The 24,748-nt window shown below is 55.7% G+C and carries 23 protein-coding genes, 4 tRNA genes and 1 pseudogene; 14 read left to right on the forward strand and 14 right to left on the reverse strand.

Annotated features, from left to right (window positions below; all coding sequences use genetic code 11):
- Window positions 1-203 precede the first annotated feature (203 nt).
- Complete coding sequence (locus CSQ89_RS12695) at window positions 204-1,229, reverse strand: NAD(P)H-dependent flavin oxidoreductase (protein ID WP_099406542.1); 1,026 nt, start codon at window positions 1,227-1,229, stop codon at window positions 204-206.
- A gap of 205 nt (window positions 1,230-1,434) precedes the next feature.
- Between CSQ89_RS12695 and CSQ89_RS12700 the strand changes: the two genes are divergently transcribed.
- From CSQ89_RS12700 to CSQ89_RS12725, 6 genes are all read left to right on the forward strand, one after another.
- Window positions 1,435-1,698: a hypothetical protein gene (locus tag CSQ89_RS12700; RefSeq protein WP_099406523.1), complete on the forward strand. Its 264-nt coding sequence runs from the start codon at window positions 1,435-1,437 to the stop codon at window positions 1,696-1,698.
- A gap of 73 nt (window positions 1,699-1,771) precedes the next feature.
- Complete coding sequence (locus tag CSQ89_RS12705; protein WP_099406524.1) at window positions 1,772-2,245, forward strand: Fur family transcriptional regulator; 474 nt, start codon at window positions 1,772-1,774, stop codon at window positions 2,243-2,245.
- Between the two features lie 109 nt (window positions 2,246-2,354).
- Complete coding sequence (locus CSQ89_RS12710; RefSeq protein WP_099406525.1) at window positions 2,355-3,188, forward strand: metal ABC transporter ATP-binding protein; 834 nt, start codon at window positions 2,355-2,357, stop codon at window positions 3,186-3,188.
- A gap of 23 nt (window positions 3,189-3,211) precedes the next feature.
- Window positions 3,212-4,084 (forward strand): metal ABC transporter permease, encoded by an 873-nt coding sequence (locus CSQ89_RS12715; protein WP_099406526.1) that lies wholly within the window; start codon window positions 3,212-3,214, stop codon window positions 4,082-4,084.
- Window positions 4,085-4,116: 32 nt separating this feature from the next.
- Window positions 4,117-5,019 carry a metal ABC transporter substrate-binding protein gene (locus CSQ89_RS12720; RefSeq protein WP_099406527.1) on the forward strand — a complete coding sequence of 301 codons (903 nt, stop codon included), beginning with the start codon at window positions 4,117-4,119 and terminating at the stop codon, window positions 5,017-5,019.
- Window positions 5,020-5,348: 329 nt separating this feature from the next.
- A complete protein-coding gene (locus CSQ89_RS12725; RefSeq protein ID WP_099406528.1) occupies window positions 5,349-5,639 on the forward strand; it encodes a TFIIB-type zinc ribbon-containing protein in 291 nt (96 codons plus the stop codon).
- 55 nt (window positions 5,640-5,694) lie between these two features.
- Here CSQ89_RS12725 and pgeF read toward each other — a convergent pair whose 3' ends face one another.
- Window positions 5,695-6,438, reverse strand: coding sequence for a peptidoglycan editing factor PgeF (gene pgeF, locus CSQ89_RS12730; protein ID WP_099406529.1), 744 nt, complete (start codon window positions 6,436-6,438; stop codon window positions 5,695-5,697).
- The gene (rluD, locus tag CSQ89_RS12735; RefSeq protein WP_099406543.1) at window positions 6,435-7,412 is read right to left on the reverse strand and encodes a 23S rRNA pseudouridine(1911/1915/1917) synthase RluD; all 978 of its coding nucleotides are present in this window, start codon (window positions 7,410-7,412) and stop codon (window positions 6,435-6,437) included. Before rluD ends, pgeF begins: the two co-directional genes overlap by 4 nt.
- Here rluD and CSQ89_RS12740 point away from each other — a divergent pair.
- The 5 genes from CSQ89_RS12740 to CSQ89_RS12760 all read left to right on the forward strand — a co-directional run bounded on the left by CSQ89_RS12740 (window position 7,411) and on the right by CSQ89_RS12760 (window position 8,736).
- Entirely contained in the window at window positions 7,411-8,199 is a 789-nt protein-coding gene (locus CSQ89_RS12740) for an outer membrane protein assembly factor BamD (protein WP_099406530.1), read from the forward strand. The genes rluD and CSQ89_RS12740 overlap by 2 nt on opposite strands.
- 85 nt (window positions 8,200-8,284) lie before the next feature.
- A tRNA-Ala gene (locus CSQ89_RS12745) sits at window positions 8,285-8,360 on the forward strand.
- A gap of 45 nt (window positions 8,361-8,405) precedes the next feature.
- A tRNA-Glu gene (locus CSQ89_RS12750) sits at window positions 8,406-8,481 on the forward strand.
- Between the two features lie 59 nt (window positions 8,482-8,540).
- Window positions 8,541-8,616 (forward strand) — tRNA-Ala (locus tag CSQ89_RS12755).
- 44 nt (window positions 8,617-8,660) lie between these two features.
- Window positions 8,661-8,736 (forward strand) — tRNA-Glu (locus tag CSQ89_RS12760).
- A gap of 106 nt (window positions 8,737-8,842) precedes the next feature.
- Here CSQ89_RS12760 and CSQ89_RS12765 read toward each other — a convergent pair.
- A complete protein-coding gene (locus CSQ89_RS12765) occupies window positions 8,843-9,757 on the reverse strand; it encodes a LysR family transcriptional regulator (RefSeq protein ID WP_099406531.1) in 915 nt (304 codons plus the stop codon).
- Window positions 9,758-9,908: 151 nt separating this feature from the next.
- Here CSQ89_RS12765 and lysA point away from each other — a divergent pair, with 151 nt between their 5' ends.
- Window positions 9,909-11,147, forward strand: a complete 1,239-nt coding sequence (gene lysA / locus CSQ89_RS12770) for a diaminopimelate decarboxylase (RefSeq protein ID WP_099406532.1) — start codon at window positions 9,909-9,911, stop codon at window positions 11,145-11,147.
- A gap of 21 nt (window positions 11,148-11,168) precedes the next feature.
- On the opposite strand, the gene thiD is transcribed toward lysA, so the two are convergent.
- From thiD to CSQ89_RS12815, 9 genes are all read right to left on the reverse strand, one after another.
- A complete protein-coding gene (gene thiD, locus CSQ89_RS12775) occupies window positions 11,169-11,966 on the reverse strand; it encodes a bifunctional hydroxymethylpyrimidine kinase/phosphomethylpyrimidine kinase (protein ID WP_304441798.1) in 798 nt (265 codons plus the stop codon).
- Window positions 11,963-12,640 carry a thiamine phosphate synthase gene (gene thiE / locus CSQ89_RS12780; RefSeq protein ID WP_099406544.1) on the reverse strand — a complete coding sequence of 226 codons (678 nt, stop codon included), beginning with the start codon at window positions 12,638-12,640 and terminating at the stop codon, window positions 11,963-11,965. Before thiE ends, thiD begins: the two co-directional genes overlap by 4 nt.
- 59 nt (window positions 12,641-12,699) lie before the next feature.
- Window positions 12,700-14,028, reverse strand: coding sequence for an ATP-binding protein (locus CSQ89_RS12785; protein ID WP_099406534.1), 1,329 nt, complete (start codon window positions 14,026-14,028; stop codon window positions 12,700-12,702).
- The gene (locus tag CSQ89_RS12790; RefSeq protein ID WP_099406535.1) at window positions 14,028-14,705 is read right to left on the reverse strand and encodes a response regulator transcription factor; all 678 of its coding nucleotides are present in this window, start codon (window positions 14,703-14,705) and stop codon (window positions 14,028-14,030) included. Before CSQ89_RS12790 ends, CSQ89_RS12785 begins: the two co-directional genes overlap by 1 nt.
- 3 nt (window positions 14,706-14,708) lie before the next feature.
- Window positions 14,709-14,951, reverse strand: a complete 243-nt coding sequence (locus CSQ89_RS12795) for a PepSY domain-containing protein (RefSeq protein WP_099406545.1) — start codon at window positions 14,949-14,951, stop codon at window positions 14,709-14,711.
- A 494-nt stretch (window positions 14,952-15,445) separates the two neighbouring features.
- Complete coding sequence (locus CSQ89_RS12800; RefSeq protein ID WP_099406536.1) at window positions 15,446-15,952, reverse strand: glycine zipper 2TM domain-containing protein; 507 nt, start codon at window positions 15,950-15,952, stop codon at window positions 15,446-15,448.
- Window positions 15,953-16,075: 123 nt separating this feature from the next.
- Window positions 16,076-16,729, reverse strand: a complete 654-nt coding sequence (locus CSQ89_RS12805; RefSeq protein ID WP_099406537.1) for a Crp/Fnr family transcriptional regulator — start codon at window positions 16,727-16,729, stop codon at window positions 16,076-16,078.
- A 29-nt stretch (window positions 16,730-16,758) separates the two neighbouring features.
- The gene (locus tag CSQ89_RS12810; RefSeq protein WP_099406538.1) at window positions 16,759-17,145 is read right to left on the reverse strand and encodes a hypothetical protein; all 387 of its coding nucleotides are present in this window, start codon (window positions 17,143-17,145) and stop codon (window positions 16,759-16,761) included.
- 98 nt (window positions 17,146-17,243) lie between these two features.
- Window positions 17,244-22,898, reverse strand: coding sequence for an alpha-2-macroglobulin family protein (locus tag CSQ89_RS12815; RefSeq protein ID WP_099406539.1), 5,655 nt, complete (start codon window positions 22,896-22,898; stop codon window positions 17,244-17,246).
- A gap of 160 nt (window positions 22,899-23,058) precedes the next feature.
- Between CSQ89_RS12815 and CSQ89_RS12820 the strand changes: the two genes are divergently transcribed.
- Both CSQ89_RS12820 and CSQ89_RS12825 read left to right on the forward strand, forming a co-directional pair.
- A complete protein-coding gene (locus tag CSQ89_RS12820; protein WP_099406540.1) occupies window positions 23,059-23,631 on the forward strand; it encodes a TetR/AcrR family transcriptional regulator in 573 nt (190 codons plus the stop codon).
- A 120-nt stretch (window positions 23,632-23,751) separates the two neighbouring features.
- Window positions 23,752-24,519 (forward strand): 3-hydroxyacyl-CoA dehydrogenase, encoded by a 768-nt coding sequence (locus CSQ89_RS12825; RefSeq protein ID WP_099406541.1) that lies wholly within the window; start codon window positions 23,752-23,754, stop codon window positions 24,517-24,519.
- A gap of 47 nt (window positions 24,520-24,566) precedes the next feature.
- Here the strand turns inward: CSQ89_RS12825 and CSQ89_RS23215 are convergent.
- Window positions 24,567-24,748: pseudogene (locus CSQ89_RS23215) on the reverse strand (hypothetical protein); the annotation flags it as partial.

Below are 24,748 nucleotides of genomic sequence, written 5' to 3' on the forward strand. Positions count from 1 at the left end.
CACCTACCATCGCCGACAAGCCCGTTGCTGTCGCCGCGCCAAACGTGCTCAGCAAATAGTCGGTGTACAAATCGAGTTCTTTGTTCTTCATGGCGACAGGTTAGCGTATGCACTGCGTAACATCAGTAACTAACTAGCTCTGGGAGAATCAACCAAGCTACAAGTAAGAAAACTGATAAGGTCGTTGCTCCCCAACAGTCATCTCACCCTGGCAGTCCCGCCTTTATACGCGCAGCATCTGCCACAATACGTTCAAACAGATCTGCTACCGAAGGCAAATCGTGCACCAGTCCTTGGGTTTGACCGATCAGTTGTACCCCTTTGTTATGGTCTCCCTGCTGGATAGCAAGACGAATGGATTCTGTGGCAGCCCCAAAATGTGCTAGTTGCTTGATCGCCGCAGGCTTAGCAATTGCTCCTGCCAAAACATTGCGGAATGAGATACCCGCCTTCTTGGCAGACAACAATGCACGCGGTACCGCTACAATTAGGGTAAGCGCACGGGCCGACTTACGCCGGGCCGTCGGGGTATCCATCATCCGGCAGGGAATGCCATCGAATTTCGCGTTGTAAAGGGTCTCGCTCACTCCCTTGGCGATAATCATGCCTTTGGTTGCTGCATGAACCGGGCTATCGAGCGTGGCTGCCAAGCGTGTCCCCATGGCCACCGCATCGGCCCCCAGGGCGAGTGCTGCTAAAAGACCACGGCCATCGGCAAAACCACCCGCAGCGATAATAGGAAGGTTAACCGCATCACGAATGGCAGGAATCAGCGTTAGCGAAGTGACTGCACCACCATGGGCTGCCGCCTCGTGCCCGGTGACCAACAGTGCATCTACCCCGATTTTTTCGGCAGCACGGGCATGCTTTTCCGTCGTGACAGTAGCGATCACCTTGCCACCATACTGGTGTGCGGCCGTCACGATCCAATCCCCTTTGCCAAGCGAGAAGTTAATCACCGGCACTTTCTCTTCCAACGCCACGTTGGCATTCTCTGCAGCGCCCGGCATCAGCAATGTCACCCCTACACCAAAGGGTTTGTCGCTTAGTTCGCGGACCCGGCGGATAGCTGCGCGGGTCTGGTCCGCACTTAGCGGACCGGTGGCCAAGATACCCAGCCCGCCAGCATTGCCAACCGCAGCGACAAGTTCGGGCACAGCGATGTAGCTCATGTCCGGGCAAAGCGAAGGCCGTTCGATACCAAAGAGTTCAGTGATGCGGGTACGCATGGCGGCAGGGCCCAAAAGGGAAGAAAATAGGAGAGAGGTTTTGGTACCGACTCCATTGATACAGAGCCAAACCAACGCGACGTTGTCATACCAGACGGTAACAGCACGCTAAATTGCATTCACATACAGTCAAGCGCTTGCTTTATTATAATTTGCTCGGACCACCCAACGCTTCAATCCACCTTTCTACTAGCGAACCCGACAAATGCTCATCATCGCCATTGGCTATTTCTACGTTATCGGCATGGTGGCCATCGTGGCTATGCTTAGCGGCCATTTTATCTCCGGCTTTTTTACCTTGTTCTTTGCAGGCATCTTGCCGGGCTTTCTTTGGTTAAGCACGCTCAGTAAAGCGCGTCGGGCTAGTCGTGACCGCGCCCTACAAGAACCTATCAAGGCCGATGTGGATGAAGACGATGGCAAAACTGGCAACAGCACACCGGCAGATATCCCCAGCAGCCGCCACTAGGTGGCACACCGCAATTTCACTCAAACGATCAAGGGCCTTGCCCCTTCAAATTGATATGTTATAACATCTTTAAATGAACACCCCAACCTCCCTTTCGCTGGAAGAGAATCTCACCGCCGCTGCACAATGGTGCACCAAACGCGGAGAGAAGCTGACCGACCAACGCCGTGAAGTGTTATCGCTGTTGCTGGCTGCACCCGGCTCGATGAAAGCCTACGACTTACTGGCCGCGATTCAGAAACAAAAGCCAACGGCCGCGCCACCCACGGTATACCGCGCCTTGGACTTTCTGGTGGCTGCCGGCTTGGCGCACAAGCTCGAATCAAAAAACGCTTTTGTAGCCTGCTGTGATTTTGAACACCCGCACCATGGCGTCATGCTGATCTGCGACCAGTGCCTCACTGTTAAAGAACTCAGTGACGAAACACTGGAAGCCCGACTGATTGAAGACGCTGCAGCCTACGGCTTTAGCGTGGCTGCACAAGACATTGAAGTGAAGGGCCTGTGCGCCAATTGCCGTAACAGCGAGAGTGAGGGCAAGCCATGAAGCGGCAGACTCGTCTGATCGCCCTGTCGGCCTTCCAGCGTGTGTTGCTGGTGCTACCGTTGCTGGCCCTGCTGTGGGCAGCGGTATGGTGGGCGTTGAGGGGCGAAACATGAGCCACAACCATTCACATCACCTTACCAACACAGTCACGCAGCAACAAGATGCCGCGATTCGCCTGCATAACCTGACCCTGACCTACCACCGACATCCGGTAGTGCACCACATCTCGGGTAGTTTCATGGCCGGCGAACTGACTGCTATCGTCGGCCCGAACGGTGCGGGCAAGAGCACCTTGCTCAAAGCCATTGTCGGGCTGATGCGAACCACATCCGGTGCAGTCGAATTCGCTCATCTCAAGCCATCTGATATTGCCTACCTACCACAGCAAGCAGCCATTGCGCGGGATTTCCCCTTATCAGTCCAGGATGCGGTGTTGCTGGGTGATTGGCGTAGCTCTGGCTGGTTTGGCCGTGTCAACCGGAATGCCCGCCAGCGTGCGGACGCTGCGTTGAGCCGCGTTGGCTTGGCTGGCTTTGGCACACGTCCGGTCGATGAGCTATCTGCCGGCCAGTTCCAACGTGTATTGTTCGCCCGCCTGTTGTTGCAAGATGCTCGCTTGATTCTGCTGGATGAGCCCTTCACCGCCCTGGATGCAAAGACCACTGCCGACTTGTTGGGTGTGATTGCAGGGTGGCGACGGGAAGGCCGAACGGTTGTGGCAGTGCTGCACGACTATGAACAGGTGCGGGCCTACTTCCCTCAAACGTTGCTGTTAGCCAAGGAATGCATTGCCTGGGGCCCTACTGCCGAGGTCTTGACGCCAACCAACCTGGCCCGCGCCAACGGCATGCCCCAAAGCTGGGATGAAGACGCGGCAATCTGCATCCGGGATGAGTCTCCTCCGCCCTCTGCACCGCACGACCACGCACTGCACCAACACTGATTGCCCTACGGCAGATTGACGTAATGAACCCCTACGAAATTTTCTGGCAACCTTTTGCCGAATTCGCCTTCATGCGCCATGCGCTTATCGGTTGCCTGACCTTGGCACTTGGTTGCGCCCCTATCGGACTTTTCCTGGTGTTGCGCCGCATGAGCCTGGTTGGCGATGCCATGAGCCACGCGATTCTGCCCGGCGCTGCCATCGCATTTATTCTCTACGGCCTCTCGCTTACTGCCATGAGCATAGGTGGTTTGATTGCGGGCTTGGTTGTCGTGTTGGCAGCAGGCTTGGTCACACGCACTACCCAATTGAAAGAAGACGCCAGTTTCGCCGCCTTCTACCTTGTATCGCTGGCGTCCGGCGTGTTGCTGGTGTCCAAATGGGGTAGCAATGTTGACCTGATGCATATCCTGTTCGGCACCGTTTTAGCCGTCGATGCCGCCGCACTGACCTTCCTTGCCAGCGTCGCCACCATTACGGTTGTAGCGTTGGCCATTCTATACCGCGCCTTGGTAGTGGAAAGTTTCGACCCTGAGTTTTTGCAAAGCATGGGTGGGCGTGGCGCGTGGGCGCATTTCGCCTTTCTGATTCTCGTGGTGCTGAACCTGGTTGCAGGCTTTCAGGCGCTGGGCACATTGATGGCGGTGGGTCTGATGATGCTGCCTGCCGCCAGCGCCAGGCTATGGGCCAGAGAATTACCAGCCATGCTGGCAATCGCCCTCGTCATCGCCCTTGTCGCCGGCTACGCCGGTCTTTTGATTTCCTACCACGGCGATCTGCCCTCCGGCCCCAGCATCATCCTGACAGCCGGCATGGCCTACTTTATTTCACTGGCTTTTGGTACGCGGGGCGGATTGATCCGGCGCTGGCTCGGCCACGAGCATTTGGAAGCCTAGCTCCCGCATTTCCCTTGATTAGAAAGCATCGTATGAAAACGGCCATTTGGCTCGGTACGGCCCTGGCTATGCTCAGCTTCCCGGCATCGGCAGATAAACTTCCAGTGGTTGCCTCCTTCAGCATATTGGGCGACTTGGTTCAGCAAGTTGGTGGCGACAAAGTAGACGTCAAGACCTTGGTCGGCCCTGATGGCGACGCCCATGTGTATCAACCCAGCCCGCAAGATGGGAAGACACTAGCCTCCGCCAGGCTTGTCGTACTCAATGGCTTGGCATTTGAGGGATGGATGGACCGCTTAGCACGGGCCAGTCGCTACCAAGGCACAAAGGTGATAGCGAGCGACAAGGTAAAGACCAGCGAAATCGAGGGGCATGATCATACTGGCCATGCGCATACCCACGGCAAGATCGACCCACACGCTTGGCAGGACCCTAACAATGTGCGCCAGTATGTCGCCAATATCGCAGCGGGCCTGACCAAGGCCGACCCTGCCAACGGGGCTTACTACCAGCAACAAGCCAAGCACTATGAGCTGGAACTGGTTGCCCTGGAGAAATGGGCCGCAGAACAACTCGCCAGGATTCCGCCAGCCAAGCGGCGGGTAATCACCTCTCATGATGCCTTTGGCTATCTTGGCCACCGGTTCCAGATTACTTTTCTAGCACCACAAGGCATGAATACCGACGCGGAAGCCTCGGCCAAGGACGTTGGGCTACTAATTCGCCAGGCAAGGCGAGAAGGCATCAAAGCCATCTTTGTCGAAAATGTCAGCAACCCCAAACTACTGGAACAAATCAGCCGCGAGTCAGGTGCAAAAGTGGGGGGGCGCTTGTATTCCGATGCATTGTCCAAGGCCGACGGTCCGGCAGGCAACTACATCAAGATGATGCGCTACAACATCAGCACTCTGGTGGAAGGCATGAAGCAAAACTGAAGGCGGCCCACGTCCACGGGTTGATGCCGCATCAATTTCAGCTGGGCCTATCGATATCCCAGCTACTGCAATACCCTCCAATAAGCTGTGATACCGAATGAAGACAATGCGCCAACCCAGTTCAGCGGCTGGGAACTGGTTGGCTGTTTTCGCAGTCCACTTAGAACCTGTTTACGATCTAATCACGAACAACTGTCAGTACGGTGAAGCACAGCGCAGAAACCAGAATGTACTTGGGTACATAAGACTTTCGAGCAGCACATGAACCCTATTCACAGCTGCGCAGTAAAATCAGACAGTTCTTACACAGAATTCCAATGGAGAAATTGATGCAATGCCCCGTCTGCAAGGAAATCGCGTTGGTGATGAGCGAACGCGCTGGTGTCGAGATTGACTACTGCCCACAGTGCCGTGGTGTGTGGCTCGACCGTGGTGAGCTGGACAAAATCCTGGAGCAAAGTCGTAGCGCGACTGCTCCAAGTCCACAACCCGCCTATCAAGCCCCCCAACCGCAACCCTATGCCGACCCACGCCATCATGGTGATCGACAACACCACGATATGCACTATGGCCAAAAGCCTTATCGCAAGAAGAGCTTCTTGGAAGAGCTGTTTGATTAAACTGATGTAGAAACGGCAACCATAAAATGGTTGCCGTTTTGTATTCTGTCCACGATCAAGCGTCCAGCCAGATCAAAGCCGCCATTCGCCCGGTGGCTTTATCTCGCCGATAGGAAAAAAAGCGTGCTACATCCCCAACCGTGCACAAATCCCCACCATAAATCTGAGTGATGCCGATGTCTGCCAGCCTTTGCCGAGCCAGCAAGTAGATATCCGCCCACCATTTCCCTTCCACTAAGCCCGGCAGGAAGGCAGCCGCTGCCGCCTTGTCATTGGTGATGAATGCGGCGCGTACTTCATCCCCTACTTCAAACGCAGTAGGCCCAATCGCAGGGCCCAACCAAGCTATAAGCTGATCAGCCGCCCCCAGACACGAGACTGTCGCTTCCAGCACGCCTCCGTGCAATCCACGCCAACCTGCATGGGCAGCCCCTACTGCGCTGGCATCGGTGCGGGCAAACAGCACAGGCAGGCAGTCCGCCGTCATCACTGCACAAACCGTATGCGGTTGGAAAGCGACCGCGGCATCGGCTTGGCATACGGTGCCGGCTACCTCCGCAGCATTGACGACTGCCGTGCCGTGCACCTGCTCCAGCCAGACGGGCTCGGCTGGCAATTCGGCCCGCAAAAGTGCCCTGTTGGCTGCCACATGGGCTGGCGCATCACCCACATGCCTACCCAGGTTCAGGCTGTTGTATGGTGCACTGCTTACACCGCCCTGCCTAGTTGTCATCAACGCCCTAACCCTGGCAGGTGCAGGCCAATCAGGTGTCAAAGCGTGGGCTAACCATTCGCTCATACCGTCTCCTTACGCAATTGTGCGATCAATTGCAACATATCCGCCGGCAACGGGCTCTCCCACTGTTGCTGCGTACCGGTTTCAGGGTGGATGAGCGCCAACTTCGCTGCATGCAGCGCCTGCCGGTTCAATGCCGCCAACACCGTTTTTAGCTCATCCGAAAAACTGCCCGGCTTACCACCATAAACAGGGTCCGCCGCCAAGGCATGGCCAAGGTGGGCCATGTGCACACGAATCTGGTGCGTACGGCCCGTTTCCAGCCGGCATTCCACTAAGGTATGGCGGGGATAGGGCTCAATAACGCTGTAATGGGTAATCGCAGGCTTGCCGTTTTCGACCACCGCCATCTTCAATCGGTTCTTCGGATCACGCCCAATTGGCGCATTCACCGTACCATCGCGCTTCACCATACCCTGCGCTACGGCCAGGTAAAGGCGCTTCACCGTTCTCGCTTGCAGCTGCCTCACCAGATCGGTCTGCGCCTTCAGCGTGCGGGCAACCACCATCAAACCACTGGTATCTTTATCCAAGCGGTGCACAATGCCGGCGCGGGGCACACTGGTAAGGTCAGGATAACGATGCAATAAACCATTCAGCAGCGTACCCGACCAATTTCCTGCTGCCGGGTGAACCACCAACCCTGCTGGCTTGTCGATGACAAGCAAGGTCGTGTCTTCGTACACGACAGGGAAATCAACCGGCTCGGGAAGGTAGGCTACTTCCTCTGGGTCTGGCTCTGTCATCACTTCGACTATTTCGCCGCCCCACACACGGGTTTTCGGACTGGCAGGCTTGCCGTCGAGCAAGACCCGACCTTCGTCCATCCACCGGACCAGACGGCTGCGAGAATAGTCACTTAATACTGCAGCGAGCGCCGCATCAAAACGGCCACCACTATTATTCCTTGGCAGTGTGACGCGTACGACTGCGTCCGACTCGCTATAATCATCGGCTTCGATATCGGAGTGTTTCATGAAGCGCATTGTAACGTTACTTACCGCAACCCTTCTGCTCGCAGCCTGCGCAGGTACGCCTAAATCCAGTGCAGAAAATGCCGGGCTCAGCGTCGAACAGCTCTATAACGAAGCCAAAACTGAATTGGATAGCAGCAATTACACCCGCGCCGTGAAGCTTTTCGAATCGCTGCAAGCACGCTACCCCTATGGTAAATACGCGCAGCAGGCAGAGCTTGAAGTCGCCTATGCCAACTTCAAGGACCAGGAGCCTGCCTTGGCGCTGGCTGCCATCGATCGCTTCCTCAAACAGCATCCAGCCCATCCCAATGCTGATTACGCGCTGTATCTGAAGGGCTTGGTCAACTTCATCGAAGACCGCACCTTGTTTGCCCGTATCTCACGCCAGAACATGGCCGAGCGGGACCCAAAAGCTGCACGCGAATCATTTGAAGCCTTCAATGACCTGGTAACTCGCTTTCCCAACAGCAGCTATGCGCCAGACGCACGCGACCGCATGGCTTTTCTGGTCACCGCGCTTGCCGACCACGAACTACATGTCGCCAAGTATTATTTCAATCGTGGGGCTTATCTGGCAGCAGCCAATCGCAGCAAAAACCTGCTGGAGAACTACGCCAATACCGACCGCGTAGAAACTGCCCTGATCATCATGGCTGCGTCCTACGATAAATTAGGCCAGGAAGAATTACGTGACGATACCCGACGCGTGATCAAACAGAACTATCCGCAGACCAAACTTACCGAAACCAATGTTTTTGGTGAATCCGCCTGGTGGAAACTCTGGTAATCATAAAAAGGGGTTTACAAGTCCCTACAACCTCCTTAATATGCGCGTCTCTTCGCTGCAGCATGGCTTTCAGCGGAGCCCGAGTGGGGGTATAGCTCAGCTGGGAGAGCGCTTGCATGGCATGCAAGAGGTCATCGGTTCGATCCCGTTTACCTCCACCAAAGAATTCGATTGGTCAGCCCCACACTGATTGATCAATAGGCTAAGTCCCCATCGTCTAGAGGCCTAGGACACCACCCTTTCACGGTGACTACCGGGGTTCGAATCCCCGTGGGGACGCCACTACAAAACCAATAAAGTTTGGTTTAGGTTTTAAACTTGCGAAGTTGCATGCGATATTTGGGGGTATAGCTCAGCTGGGAGAGCGCTTGCATGGCATGCAAGAGGTCATCGGTTCGATCCCGTTTACCTCCACCAAGAATTCGATTGGTCAGCCCCACACTGATTGATCAGTAGGCTAAGTCCCCATCGTCTAGAGGCCTAGGACACCACCCTTTCACGGTGACTACCGGGGTTCGAATCCCCGTGGGGACGCCAATAAAAGCTGAGATTTCAGCCTGTCGTCCAGAAAAGCCATCCCGTCGGATGGCTTTTCTCTTTTCTGCTTCCGAACAAGTCACGCCTGATAACACTATTCATTCACCTACCCGTTCAAGCGCTTTAACACCTCATTTGCGCTGTACTGCAATGCTACAGAAAAATGCAGGCGTAAATCATTGGCAGGGCGATAACGTGGCAGCACCATGCCTACCCGGTAGGGAATCGATACGCTGAAACGACGTACATGCAACCGGTCACCCGCCAGTGCCAAAGCTGTCAGCGGATTGATGATAGATAGCCCTACTCCCTCGCCCACCATGGCGCATACAGCCACTGCACTATGTGTTTCCACCAGCAGCTGACGCTCCACGCCTCGCTCGGCGAATACTTGATCCAATAGCAAACGATATGGGTCGTGGCCAGATAAGCTCACGAAAGGTTGATCTGTAAAATCCGCCGGGGTTAACACAGACTTGGCCAACAGCGCATGGCCTGCAGGCAGTACACACACTTCATCGGCCAGTAACAAAGGCTGCAAACTAGTTCCTGGTGGCGCTTCATGATGTTCGGTCAGGCCAAGATCGAATCGCTGACCCGTCAACCAAGCTTCCAGCAAGGGGGATTCCTGCGGCGTGATCGATAACTGTACGCCAGGGCATTCCGCCAAAAAACGAGCACTGACTGCGGGAAGCAGCGCATGCGTCAGTGCAGGCAAGCTTAGAATACTGAGTTGGCCTTGTTCACCCCGCCCCAGCTGGCGAGCAGTATCGATTACCTGATCCAAACCCTGGTAGCTACGCTGCACCTCTGAAAACAATGTGAGCGCGCGAGCCGTCGGCTGCAAACGGCCCTTGGTACGACTGAACAGCGCGTAACCCAGAATCTGCTCCAACCTGGCAAGTTCACGGCTTAAAGTCGGCTGTGAGCTATGCAGCAATCGCGCAGCCTCCGTGAGATTGCCTGTATTCATTACTGCGCGGAATACATCAATCAGCCTATGCGATATGGGCTCTGTCATATCAAAAATGAATCGTTACCACAAATATATGCATTGGACAGCATGACAGCTTGGGTGCAGCATGCCAAGTATTGATCCACCCATACAGGCCACTACACGGCCGGATTGCCGCTCATTTGTCGGGTAGCTATCACTTGGAAACGAATACCAAATGAACGTCATTCTGCCTAATCGCCTCTCCGAACTCGCTCATCGCCATGGCACCCCCCTCTGGGTCTACGACGCTTCAGTCATTCGCAATCGTATCGCTGCGCTCAAGCAATTCGATGTTATTCGCTTTGCGCAAAAAGCCTGCTCCAACACGCATATCCTCAGCCTTATGCGGGAACAAGGCGTGATGGTAGATGCAGTATCACGCGGTGAAATACTCCGGGCGCTGGCTGCCGGCTATGACAGCCAGGGTGAGACCACGGGTATTGTCTTCACTGCCGACTTATTCGACGCCGCCACCCTCGCCACCGTGGTTGAACACCGCATACCAGTGAATGCGGGTTCGATCGATATGCTGCATCAGCTCAGCGCCGCTTCCCCGGGGCACAGAGTCTGGCTGCGCATCAACCCAGGCTTTGGCCACGGTCACAGCAATAAGACCAATACGGGTGGCGAGCACAGCAAACATGGCATTTGGCATACCGAACTGGACGCTGCGCTAGATGCCATCACCACGAATGGACTGCAATTGCAGGGCCTGCATATGCATATTGGCTCTGGTGTCGATTACAGCCACCTGAGCCAAGTCTGCGGTGCGATGGTCGATCTGGTACGGCAAACCCATGCCAAAGGCTTCGATCTGCATGCCATTTCAGCTGGGGGCGGCTTGTCTATTCCCTACCAAGCTGGCGAGGCTGTTATTGATACAGCGCACTATTTTGGACTATGGAACGCCGCACGCCGCGAAGCAGAACTGCTCTTAGGCCACCCTGTCACGCTGGAAATCGAACCGGGTCGCTATCTTGTCGCAGAAGCCGGCTGCTTGCTCACCGAAGTGCGCGCTACCAAACAAGCAGGTAGCAACCATTTTGTGCTCGTAGATGCAGGCTTTAATGAACTGATGCGCCCCGCCATGTACGGCAGTTTCCACGCTATCAGCCTCATTCCAGCCGACAATGATGATCGCCCCGTGGGCCAAAGCGTCATAGCCGGGCCACTTTGTGAATCTGGCGATGTTTTTACACAAGGGGATGGGGGGGTTGTGCTGCCACGCACGCTGCCGCGCGCCAAGGTCGGCGACTTGCTGGTTATCCATGACACAGGCGCGTACGGTGCCAGTATGTCTTCCAACTACAATTCCCGCCCGCTCATAGCCGAAGTACTGGTAGATGGTAAAACTGATCGCCTGATTCGTCGTCGCCAGACCATCGAGGAATTACTAGCGCTGGAGGCGGTATAAGGCTGATTGCTACCCAACGCGTTACCACCAAGCATGAAAGTGGTGCACCGGGCCAACTCCCCGGCCAACCTGTAACCGCTCAGCTGCCGCAAGAGCTGCCTGCAGATAATCACGGGCAGCCATTACAGTATCAGGCCAGCCATCCATTTGTGGGCGCAAAACAGCCAGTGCGGCCGATAGCGTGCAGCCCGTGCCATGGGTATGGCGCGTTGCTAACCTCGGCCGACTAAAGCGCGTTTCTCCGGTTGGTGTAATCAGCCAATCAGGGCTTTCTGCTCCGCCAAGGTGCCCGCCTTTCATCAAGACCGCCCGAGCACCCAGCGCCACCAGCGCCCTGCCGTGCTCACACATGGCGTCTTCTGTCTCGGCTGGCGCACAGTCCAGCAAAACCGCGGCCTCAGGCAGATTCGGTGTTATCAACGTTGCCAGCGGCAACAGTTTTTCCCGCAATGCCTGTATGGCCGCAGGTTCAAGCAGCGAGTGCCCGCCCTTGGCAATCATCACTGTGTCCAGTACCACTTCAGTTGCATGAGATTGGCGCAGATAACTGGCCACCGTATCGATAATCCCGGCATTGGCCAACATACCCAGTTTTACAGCATCAATACGAATATCGCTGAACACCGCTTCGAGTTGGGCGGCAACAAAATCAGAAGGGACGGGATGAACAGCGCTGACACCGCGAGTGTTTTGCGCAGTCAGGGCAGTCACCACGCTAAGTCCATAAGCCCCAAGCGCCGAAAACGTCTTCAAATCAGCTTGGATGCCTGCCCCACCACCAGAGTCGGAGCCAGCAATCGTCAGAACGTTTGGTATCACGATCGCGCTCCACAGATTTCAGCATACAGGGCTTTGGTGGCCGCAGCCGGGTCTGCCTGGCCACAAATAGCCGAAACCACGGCCACGCCATTGGCGCCGACCTTAATCAATGGCGCTGCCATACCAGCCTTGATACCGCCGATGGCCACCACAGGCACGGGCTTTTCAAGCATCAACTGGCTGAATGTCGTCAAACCAATAACGGGCGAAGTATCGCGCTTGGTACCCGTCGGATAGACCGGACCGACACCGATGTAATCAACTAGTTCCACCGGCACTGCTGCAAGGTGATTGGCATTCGATGTCGATAAACCAAGCAGCTTGTTGGGCCCGATTAAACGACGTACCACATCAACCGGCATATCAGCTTGGCCTACATGCACGCCCGCAGCATCTGTTGCCAGGGCGATATCGACATGGTCGTTGATGATCAAGGGCACATTCAGCACATCGAGCACAGCCTTCAACAAATTCGCCGCTTCCATCCACTGGCGTTTCTTCCACTGCGGCGCGCGTAGCTGCACAATACTGACACCATGCTCTGCCGCCACTTTTGCAGTCGCAACCATGCCGTCCAGCCCGCCGCAAAGGTCAGGGTCTAGCACCAGATAGAGTGATAAATCGAGGGGGTTCAGCCGGTTACCGACAACACTAGAAAGTAAGGGAGGGGGCATGATTACTTCTAAGAACCTGTTCAACTGTCTGCTACGCGCCGACAATACGCCGGCCATACCTAGGCTGGGGGTAAGCGTACTTCAACCTGGCCTCCACCCAGCTTACTGCGGGTAAGGCTGATTTCCCCCCCATAGGCAGCGACGATATCGGCCACAACGGTGAGGCCAATACCATGGCCCGGCACCTGTTCGTCCAGCCGCACACCACGCTGGAGTGCTGCATCGATGTCGCTAAAACCAGGGCCGTCATCTTCCACGCAAATCAGTAGGCTACGTCCATCGATTGATACAGTGCAACGTACACGACTACTCGCCCACTTGGCTGCGTTGTCCAGCACATTGCCACACACCTCGAATGCATCCCCCTCATCCAGCTTCCAGCTCAGCGTAGCAGGGCACTCCAGATGAATTTGCAGATTACGTTCGGCATACACTTTGCCCAATGAACCGATAATGCGTTGTAACACCGGCGCCAGCAGCAATGCCGGTGCAAAACGGCTTGCGCCGCTTGCCGCGGCGCGCCCTAGCTGGTGCTGCACAATGCCATCCATCCGTGCCACCTGCTCCTCAACCGTCTGCATCAACGTGGCCGGCTCGTTCAAACCACCCCGCAATACCGCCAACGGTGTTTTCAGGCTATGCGCCAAATCGCTCAATGCATCCTTATAACGCCGCTGCCGGGCCCGCTCTTGCTCAATCAACGCGTTCAGATTATCGGTCAATGCCGCCAACTCTCGCGGGTATTGCCCCTCCAATCTAGGTTGGTCACCATTTTCAATTCGGCGGATCTCCCTCGCCACACGGCGAAGTGGCCCCAAACCCCAGCCCAGCAATAATGTCTGAGCCAACAGCAACACAAACGCAGCGCCACCCAACCAACGCCACAAGGTATTGCGAAACCGACGCAGCTCACGCTGAAGCTGGGTGTCCTCCTCCACCACTGCGAAAGTCAGCGGCTGAGCACGCAGCCCATCAGCCCAGCGGACGCCGTAGGCAGCAGTAAGGTAACGCTTGCCGTCTCGTTCACGTTCATCAAACAACCATTGACCGGCATTAAGCCCGCGTGGAAAAGGCGGCCGAAGACCGAGCGAGGAGGAAGACTGCCACTCCTCACGATGACTGGGATTAGCGACATTGGCATACAGGCCGGAGCCTGGTAGGGAAAAACGGGGCTCGGCCAAAGATGGCGGCATCACTAAGCTGCCGTCTGCATCAAGCTCGGCAGCGGCCATCAACAGATAGACGTCCCCCTGTAACCGTGCGTGATGGGCAGAACGGGTACTTTCGGCAAAGGCGCGTTCCAACGCATAACCAGCGCCCGCCAGGAAGATAGCCAGCACAAAGAAAGCACCCAGCATCAGCCGGGTGCGGATCGAACCAGAACCCATCAAGCTGGCTCAATTACGAAGCGATAGCCCCGCCCACGTAGGGTTTCAATGGGCGCAAGCGAGCCATCCGGATCCAGCTTACGCCGTAGACGGCCAATCAGCACTTCCAACACATTGCTATCGCGGTCCTCATCATGCGGATACAGGTAGTCCGATAACTCCTGCTTGCTCACTACCCGAGCCCGTTCCCGCACCAAATATTCCAGCATGCGGTACTCAAAGGTGGTCAGGTCAACCGAAACACCATCGACCTTGGCTTGCTGCGCCGAAAAATCGAGGCTGATTGGCCCCAGCACCAAAGTATCGGAGGCCGCTTTCAATGAACGGCGCAACAAGGCCTTAACGCGCGCCACCAATTCAGGGTATTCAAACGGCTTGACCAGATAATCATCTGCGCCTGCCTCAAGTCCCTTGACTTTGTCCTGCCAGCTGCCACGCGCAGTCAAAATCAAAATCGGCAACGTCTTACCATTGGCACGTAGTTTTTCAACAACAGACAAGCCGCTCAGCTTGGGAAGGCCCAAGTCGACAATGGCAAGATCAACCGGATATTCATTGGCTTGAAACAGGCCATCTTCACCATCCGCAGCTTCATCAACTCTGTAGCCATCAGCTTCCAGTTGCTTTTTCAGGCTATGACGAAGCGCCGTTTCGTCTTCAATTAAAAGTAATCTCATCGCTCAACCCACCCGGCCAGTGTTCACATCAATGAATATCACTTTGACCTCACCCTGACCGGTTACCACCTTGACCCGCCAAACCGCCTGCCCATCCCGGTCGGCTCTTTCCACCGACAGCACCCGGCCCCCGGTTTGGCGCTGCGCAATGGCTGCAGCATCATCACGGCTTACATCAGCCCAGGCAGGGTTAGCAGCCACCAACAACAGGCAACTCAGGCAAAGCAGAAGGGGTTTCATCGTCATGCTCATATCCATTCTGGCAAACAGGCTGGTCATTGTATTACGAGCAGCGCCAACAACTGTACGTCGTAGGTTGCTCAACAGTCAGCAAACCAACGCCTGCTATCGCCCAAACAGACTAAGCCCTGATGACACCCGCTTTACTGATTGTAGTTTCCACACACACCCAGCAGCCAGACGGACACTTCGCCAGCACCGCCTTTGATGGCAACCAACGCTTAGAACCTGTCTAAAGTCTACTGCGCGTCGGCAATATGGCGTTGAAAACACCCTCGGAATGCTCATTTACCACTTGTAAACTCCGCTTCCTCGGCTGTTTTCGCCTTATCTTGCCCTAGCTCGCGAGACTATAGACAGGTTCTTAGAACCCGTTCCACGACACACACTTAGCCCAACCCAAACGTTGTATCGCTCTGAGAAGGTAAAAAACAGAGACCAACAGAACAGGACCTACTCAAAGTCCACTGCGCATCAGCGATATGACGCCAATCGGACGCTTAATTCACAGGCTCTACAGAAACACGTACCTGCATGGTCTTGCCTGGGTTTTCATTCATAAAGGTGCTGTACTGCTGGCCGCGATAATCATATTCCACACGATAGCCGACCAACCGGCGTTGCCAATCATCCACGGTACGGCAACGCTTGATTTCGCGTGGCACTTCCTCAACATACCCTTTGCGATCACTATTATTGATATTGTCGCCTGCCAATGCACCGACCACAGCACCTACCGCCGTTGCCGCTTCACGGCCATGTCCCTTGCCGACTTGATTACCAAGCAAAGCGCCGGCCAGACCACCGATCACTGCGCCGCCATATTGGCGTTGAGCTGGTACTTCGCGTGTCTCACTAACCCATTCGCTGCTGCACTCTTTGCGTGGGGTGCTGGTACGTTCATATTCCGGCGTAGCACTGCGTACACGGGCAACATCGGTAAAGCTGTCTGCGTGGGCTGCTACAAAGCTGGTTGCCAACAAACAAAGGGTGGTGATGCGTTTCATGACGTGCTCCTTGTGAAGTGATTGCACGCAGTTTGCACGCCAAGCAGTGAACCGAAACTGAATAAACACAAGTAAAGAAAAAGCCGGCGCTTCACAGGGCCGGCTTGACGATGCTGGGTACATTCAGAATGCGTCGGGCAGCTTTTGCACGATGATTAGCCGGCGGTTTTCTATTCGCACGTAGCCGCCAAAAACCAGCTCTTTCATAATGCGCGCCACCATCTCGCGCGAAGAACCAACCCGGTCGGCTATTGCTTGCTGAGTCATGGGTTCCTCCACCATGACCTGGCCATCACGCTCAACCGCCAAGTCTTCAAACAGGAAACGCACGCGCGTATAAACATCTCGCAGGGCCAGATTCTTCACAGCCTCGGTCAGCTGACGGGTGCGGTGTACCAGATTCACCAATACCTTGAACTGGATATGCGGGTGGTCATGCATCAACTTTAGAAAATCCTCTTTCTGGATAACCAGGAAGGAGCATTGATCTTCTGTCTCAACCGATGCGGTTCGTGGCTCATCATCCAATAGTGCAAGCTCGCCTACGTACTCACCCGGCCTCAACACCGCGAGTATGTATTCCTTGCCATTCGCATCGCTGACAAACACCTTCATACGCCCCTGCACCAGCAGGAACATCGAACTACCCGCTTCACCTTCGTTGATGATGATGGTGCCCTTGGCATAGGTCCGGGCAGCTGCAGAGGCTTCTACATGGGACAGTTCCTCGTCGGATAGCCCAAAAAAGAGGGGGATCTGTTTCAACGTGGCTATCATACGATGCCTTCCTTGGTCATGCTTTCAAGTTAGTGGCCTGCAGGTGACGCGGTTTTTTCCGCTTCGGCCGCGGGTTTCGCCTCAGCCGGTTTCTCTTCAGCAGCCGCTTCTGTCCCACCACCAATTTCCACACTGGAAACTGAAGCGCCTTTTTTGGGTGGATCGGGCAACGGCGCAATCACTTCAAGCTTGTTCTTTGTCATGTATTCGTTCATTTCCTTCCAGCCGGCGTAAATATCAGCCTTCGAAACCCGCGGATTACGTTGAAAGCAATCTTCCAACGATCGGCCCGTATTTCGACAGGAAGCACCGATAGCACGGCCATTGAGCTTGGACTGATTAGCCAATTCAGCGACGCGCTCACAACCAGACAAGCCCAATACCAGCACAGCCAGAAAAAAAATACGTGTAGTCATCGTGTTCCGGCGTTGAATTCAAGTAAGTTCAAGTAGTTTCTAAATTGTAAGCCACTTTCCCGTAATACCTAAAAATCAAACCAAAGCAGCACCAGCCCCTAGTCCACCTTGAGAAGCGGATTCGGTGTTTCGCCAAACCGTTCTGGGGCATACAACGCCTCAACGCGGGTAGCCGGCAAGGGGAATTCACCACGCGTATTGAATCGCACCGTGTACTCCAGCACATGCTGCCCCTTTGGCAACCAATCGTAATAGGCCCGATAGGCGGTTTCACCTTTTTCCTCAAAAGCAGGCCAGGCCCCCTCGCGCTTTTCCTTGCTTGCAAGCTGTGCAGAGTCGGTAGCCATACCACGTCCAAGCAACGTCGCACCGGCTGGAATTGGGTCATTCACCGCCACCCAGTTCATGTCGGCCTGCGCATCTATCGTCAGCTTGACTCGCCACACCTCGCCACGTGCAAAGGTCTTGCCACGGGCCTCAACCGGCTCCCAACGCTTTTCCACCCGATAGCCGGAAGCCAACGGCTCGCGTAAAGGTACGGCAGCGCGGGCTTCCAACACCGCCCATGGCTTGCCTTGCCCCTTATGGCTCAACTGCAAGGTAGCCGGCTTATCCGGCCAAGCCAACTTTATTGCACCACCTTTAGGTGACTTTGCCCAATCAAATCGGGCTTCATTACCCAGCTTTGCCACGGTACTACCTGTCGGTGCACCCGCCTCAGCTTCCGCAGCAAAGCGGCGCAGCGCCAATGCACCCCAAGCATTGGCCACCGTCGTATCCCAATGCCCACGCTGCTGCCTGCTGACGACGCCACGCGCCAAGCGCCCCAAGTCTGCCCGATTGCCTTTCAACGCCAGGGCATCAAGCAGAATCCTGGCAGCATCCGCATCCAAAGAATCCATGGTCCACCACGCGTCGTCAGCCGCGGCGGTCGAGAAATTCAGTGTCGTACCCGACATATCCAGTCGTGCATTGAGAATCTGCCGAGCATCTTTTAACTTCTCAGCCTGCCTGGGCAGGTCGGTGATTTTTTCCAATATTGCAATCCAATCCAACACCGTCGCGGTGGACCAACGATTGGGCTCCAATACCAATCCATCAAGCATGGCAGGCCGAGCGGCGTCCCAACGTGCCAATGCGGCAATCGCATCAAGCTGGCGGCTGGCGCGGCGGGTACTATCGTTAGGCCGATCTTCACGTCCCAGGCGGCCTTCAACATAAGCCGTAAGTGCCTGCTTCATCCGTTCACGGCCCTTATCAGGCAGGGGCCATCCACTGACAGCCGACAGCGTCAGCATATGCGCCGTCAGCACTGCACTGCCGTGTTCCACACTGGGAAAGTATTTGGCGAGGCCATCACTATCAAGATAGCCATCCAGCCGCGCCACAATCGCCTTCCAGGCAGCCTCGTCATTCAAGCCCATCGCTTTGGAGGTTTGCTGCTCAAGACAGGTATAGGGATAAGCACGCAGGTAGTCACCCACGCCATCAAGCGCGGCTGCCAAACTGGGCGACAAGGTAATGTTTACGCCGCCACGCCCCGCAAGTGCATCCTCAGGCCGGGCAAGGGGAAGATTCAGGTCAGGCGGGATCTGTGCAATCGTCGCCTGCAACACACGCACAGGTACAGCCTCAATAACGGCCTGGCTGAAAGCCAACTTGTCATACAGCCGGCCAGTACTCCCCTGCACTTCCACCATCCAATCGAGCTTGCTGATATCGGCCGGCACGGTTACCGGCCAGATAATCTCACGCGCCTCGCCACCCGCCAGGTTTACCGCCTGCTCGGGCAACGCTGGCAAGCCCTTGGCGCTGGCTTTTACACTCAAAGCCAACGGTACCTGGGTGGTATTGCGCAAGGTAAAGCCAGCTTCGAAACGGTCGCCTTCGCGCACAGTACGGGCAAGCCCGTTGAACAACATCACATCCTTACTGGCGCGAATACTGGTTTCACCCGTGCCAAATTGGTCGCTGCCAGACGTGGCAATCGCCACAATGCGGAAACTGGTCAATGAATCATTCAACGGTATTTCCACACTGGCTTCACCGTTGGCATTCAGTGTTACCCGGCCTTTCCACAGCAGCAGGGTATCGAACAGTTCACGCGTACCGTTACGCCCACCGCCGCCGCCCACCGGCACCGCCTTACGGCCAAAGTGGCGCTTGCCAATCACCTGCCCCTGCGCGGTGGCCGTGTAGAAACCGTAGCCACGCTCACCCAACATCGCCGGCAACAACTTCCAGCTGTCATTGGCGCGCAACTGCAAGAGGCCTTCATCCACCGCAGCCAAGGCAATTTCAGCCCCCTTTGCGAGCGGTCGGCCATCGGCACGCTTCACGCTGACCGTCACCTTGGCCTTGTCGCGGACTTGGTATAGCGACTTGTCTGCCGTCACCTTCACATCAAGGCCATAGCCCTTGCTACCGACATTCAGTTTGATGATGCCAAGCTTGTAAGCAGGTTTAGCGAGGTCGAGCAACGCTGTAGCGGTCGGCTCGGCCACCCGCCCGCGCACAACCAATACCGAAACAAATACATTCGGGCCGTAGTTAGTCAGGATAGGCAGCTTGATTAGCGGGTTGGCGGCGTTCAACGTCACCGTACGCCATTCCAGTACCTTTTCCCGCTCAACCGCAATCAGCGCTGTCGCTTCTCGGAATGGCATCACTACCCGCACCGTGGCTGTATCACCCGGTTCATACGCTTTCTTGTCGGCGATCAGGTCGATCCGATCGCCATCATTTCCCCCGTACCAGCCATTGCCCTCTCCGGGCAACCAGGTTTCGGCATTGCTATAGGCTACGCGGCCACCATCGTCACTGCTGCTGACCCGCACCACCACACTGCCCTTGGACTTGCTGGATATCGAACACGCCACACGGCCACGCGTGTCGGTCTTCCCGCTACAGATTTCACCCAATGGCTGATAGCGCGTTTCATGCTCGTAGCTATAAAAGCCGCCCACCAAGCGTTTACGATGGCTGAAAGTCTGCCGCACCCATGCCTCGGCTTTGATCTGTCTACCTGCCAGCGGCTTACCCGCGAGACTGGCTAGTCCGATCTCCAGCGGCATACCACCTTCCCGCTTGGCTTCGCCTAACTTCAGCCCGGTCTGCACATCAGCAGGCCAAAGCACCGTACTGGAGGACGAGGTTTGAACCTCACCGTTGGGATCACGATATTCAAGCTCGGCACTCAGCGTGGCTGGGCCACTCTGCTTCCGCCAACCATCCAATGGCAGCGTTACGCCGCCCGCCTTGTCCAATACGGCATTACGAACTTCCAATGCTTGGTCGGCCTCCGTACTCTCCACTTCCTCGTCCGTTATCACACCGCCCTTCAACACACTGGCGGATACATCGCCACTTGCGAAATTGAAACCCTCGAAAGCCTCAAGCTGACGGCTACCCGCAGGGCGTACCACCGCACGTAACTTGACTGCTTCGCCAGCTGCGGGCCCACCTGCCAGATACTGCACCTGGACTACAGCCTTGATACTATCGGCAGCAACCGTGTCGGCTGGCAATTTGAGTGTGCCGCGCATCAGCGGTACACGGAATTCAGCCACATTGAGTACGCCAGCCTCTCCAAGGCTACTCACCTGCTTGCCCTGCTTGCGCTCCAACTCAATGCTATAGCTACCCAATTTGGCTTCTGTCGGCACCTTCCAGCTGACTTCAGCCGCACCCGCATTCCACACCAGCGGCAACACCGTGCTTTCGTCTGACCCCATATGCCGCAGCTTCACTTGGTTGGGTAGCTGGCCAGCAGCGACAAATCCAAAACCACCAGCCGTCTTTTCACGCGCCAGCAACTTCATCGCCACAGTTTCACCAGCCCGATACAAGCCCCTATCAAGCACCGCATGGTAGCTGCGACGTCCGCTGCGGTCGTGCTCGGTATTCAACCCGAATCGCCAGGATTCAATACCCTCACGCCAGTCAGATACCACGAAGCTGACATCCTCACCCAGACGAGCAAATACAAACAATGGGCAGTCGTAACGCTCTGTCGGCAACGCTTTGCCCGGTTGCCAAACTCCCTGCTTGTTGGTCTTCCCTGCTGCCAACAGCTTTCCCTTACAGTCCAGCACGCTAACCGTTGCACCATTGACTAGCCAACCGTTGTCCAAGGTGGTCACCCAAACGAGTGAATCGTCAAAACCACGCCGAAAGTGCACACCCAGATTGGTCACCAATGCACCACTGGCCACAAACATCGGGGCGGCTGGCTGCAAGATCCGCTTACCCAGCCGCTCACTCTCCACTTCCACCACCGTCAAGCCACTCTTTGGGAGCGGCAAACCGATCACTTCGGCAGCACGGTCATCATTTGGTGTAGGTAGGTGATATCGCTGAGCCCCCGTTGCCTTCTTGAGCAACGAGCCAGAACGATAGTCCTGATCTTTGGCCGGCTGCGCCCCACGCTTTAACGCTTGATACCAACGCAGAATATCGGCTTCCTTGTTCACATTCAGTTGCCGATAGGGCAGGCCCAGCGCCTTATCTGCAGGCGTGGTATTCAAGGCAGCCTTGGCTTGATCAACCAGACTATCGAAAAAGCCTGGGGCAGGCTTATCACGCGCTTTCATTTTCTGGCTGACATTACGCACGGTAACCGGCAGGACACCCACACTGCGTTCCACCAAACCAAAATCCGCCGCAAATTTGGCTAGAGCGGGAAAGGTGTCGAGTTTGATGGTTTGTGGAAACTGACTGGCATTACTCAGTGGGCGACCATATTCATCGCGCAGTCCAGCCGGCAGCGTCAGTTTCAGACTGCCATTGTCGGGGAAGAGCGGTTTAAACCGGACGCCATAAGCCAGTTGCTTGCGTACTGACTTACCCTCGGCATCATCATCAAAAGACTGATTTTCATCATGGATAATCGGCTCAGGCGTCCAATTCTGCCTACCGTCCAAACTACTCAGGGTTATCTGCGGAACTCGGCTTGCATCAAATCCAGAGGAAAAATGTAGTTCAAGCGGCGCCAACGGCAGACAGGCTGACTTTTCCCGCGTGCGTTCACAGGACAACCAGGCGGTAAAGCGGGGTTGAACGCGAAACGTGAATACCATCCGTTCGCGCAGGTTGGCGCCATTGGCAGCGCTCAGCCCCGCGTCGAACACCAAGTCCATGGATGTATCGTTTGCCAGGGGGCGCTGGCAACGTAATGCTTCTGGATTAGCAGGCCAGCGTTTGCGATCGGCGCCAAAATATCCAAGCAACAACTTGTCTCTCTCAGCTGCCGACAAAACCACGGCGGGTATACGCTCGCGCACGCCTTCCACTTCACAACGCGCCTTTGCTGCGAGCGATGCCGGCGTCGGGGGAGCAGCGAAACGGACAATGAATACCTGATCCTCAACAACAGACTGTCCATTGTCAGGCCAAGTTTCGAGAGGCTCAGGCCCGCCGGTGGAGAATGCATAGCTGGCAGGAGTCAGTAGATTGCCAGCCAGGCTTTTCAGATTGGGCTTGAGGCTAAAACTACATTGCGTCGTTGCAGGCAAGTCACGATTGAAGTCATAGACCCAATTTCGATCGTCCAACCACCGGCCTGAACCTTTTTCATCACCACAGGCCACATCGAACGGATCTAGCAGCCGCGGGTCGCCAAAGCGGACCATGGCTTCAGGAAAGCGCGCCTTGGCTTGGCGCGCTTCACGCACAGCACCTTGCGGAGAAAAGCTCTCCACCTCGGCAGCGCAAACCATAAGGGGGAGGCAAACAAGTAACCAACTAAGACGCATAGCAGCTTTCGAACATAGGCAATGTGGCTTACATGCTAGCAGGCCACAGATTAGAGCATTTATTAAGGTTTTACCTTACCAGCAAGCGCTAGACTGGGGGAACGGTATAAAATGCGGCAAATTCCCGGCAGCTACCGCCATCTAACCAGAAATCACACCCATGACGACGCAAGAAGAAAAAACTCGCCGCGCTGAGCTAATTATGGCGGCCAGCCGTCTGTTCAAGGAGCAAGGTTACGAACGTACCACGGTGCGCGATTTAGCCCAGGCAGTGGGCATGCAATCCGGTAGTTTGTTCTACCACTTTCGTACCAAGGAAGAAATGCTGGTAGCCGTGATGGCGGCTGGGATAGGCGAGCTGACCGATCGATTGGAAGAGGCCCTGGCTGAGGCCAAGACGCCGCATGACAGATTACAAACCATATTCCGCGTTCACCTTGAAACCTTGCTTGGCGACGATAAGGGGGCACTATCTGTGCTGCTGTACGAATGGCCGAGCTTGTCCGATAAGGCGCGGGCCGAACTGATCAAATTGCGCGACAGCTATGAGCGCGACTGGCAGCAGGTATTAGACGAAGCCGCAACTGCCGGCTTGGTGCATAGCGATACCCGTTTGCTGCGCAAATTGTTGTTGGGGGGCTTGCACTGGACTATCCAGTGGTACAAACCCGATGGCAGCAGCAATCCCAGAGAACTTGCCGACCGCATGCTGAATCTGGTGCTGAGAAAGTAGCATGCGCTGAATCCAACGCCCTCCTTTATTCCCAGGAGGGCGTTTTTCATGGCGGCCTGAGCAGACTGCCTACCCGTACTCTGCCAGCCGACCTTTTTCATAAGAACAGGAGACAAGAACATGCAAATCAAAAACAGCTGCGTACTCGTCAGCGGAGGAGCTTCCGGCCTTGGTGAGGCCGTGGTGCGTAAGGTTGTAGCGGAGGGTGGTCGTGCCATCATTGCTGACCGGAACAACATAGCAGGTGCAAAGTTGGCCGATGAACTAGGGCCAGCTGTCCACTTTGCTCAAACCGATGTGGCGAATGAGGCTGATTGCCGTGCGGCAGTCGCACTTGCTGTCAGCCAATTCGGCCGGCTTGATGCCTTGATCAGCTGTGCCGGTATCGTTCACGGTGAAAAAGTGGTTGGCCGAGAAGCCGCGCACTCACTCGACGCCTTCAAACGCGTCATCGATGTAAATCTGGTAGGGACGTTCAATTTGCTCAGGTTGGCAGCAGAAACCATGAGCAAGCAAGACGCGCAGGAAACAGGTGAGCGAGGTGTCATCATCAATACCGCGTCGATCGCCGCATATGATGGTCAGATCGGCCAATGTGCCTATACGGCCTCCAAAGCCGGTATCGCGGGACTGACCTTGCCTGCAGCACGCGAGCTGGCCCGTTTTGGCATTCGCGTCATGACCATCGCACCGGGCATATTCAAGACTCCTATGATGGCCAGCCTGGCTGACGATATACAAGACGCCCTTGGGGCAGCAGTGCCGTTTCCTTCGCGCTTAGGCGAACCCGCTGAATTCGCACACTTGGTTGGTGCCATCATTGAGAATCCAATGCTCAACGGCGAGGTGATCCGCCTGGATGGCGCCATGCGCATGCAACCCAAATAGACGCCTAATACCCTAATAAAAAAGCCCCAGATTATTGGTAATGCCGTTCACTTAACAACGCAGAGCTGTTTGACCGGATAACGCGACGGCGGCTTTTTCACGACACGGGGGCATTCGCGCCCCCGTCGTTGTTTGGACAGCAATTGGTCACCCAACCGTTCGCGCAGACGCCGCAGGCGCGCCGGCAACGTACCCGGGCTGCTGGTCGCCATCCAGCTCCATTCGTAGC

It is taken from the genome of Chitinimonas sp. BJB300, assembly GCF_002735695.1.
Taxonomy (GTDB): Bacteria; Pseudomonadota; Gammaproteobacteria; order Burkholderiales; family Chitinimonadaceae; genus Chitinimonas.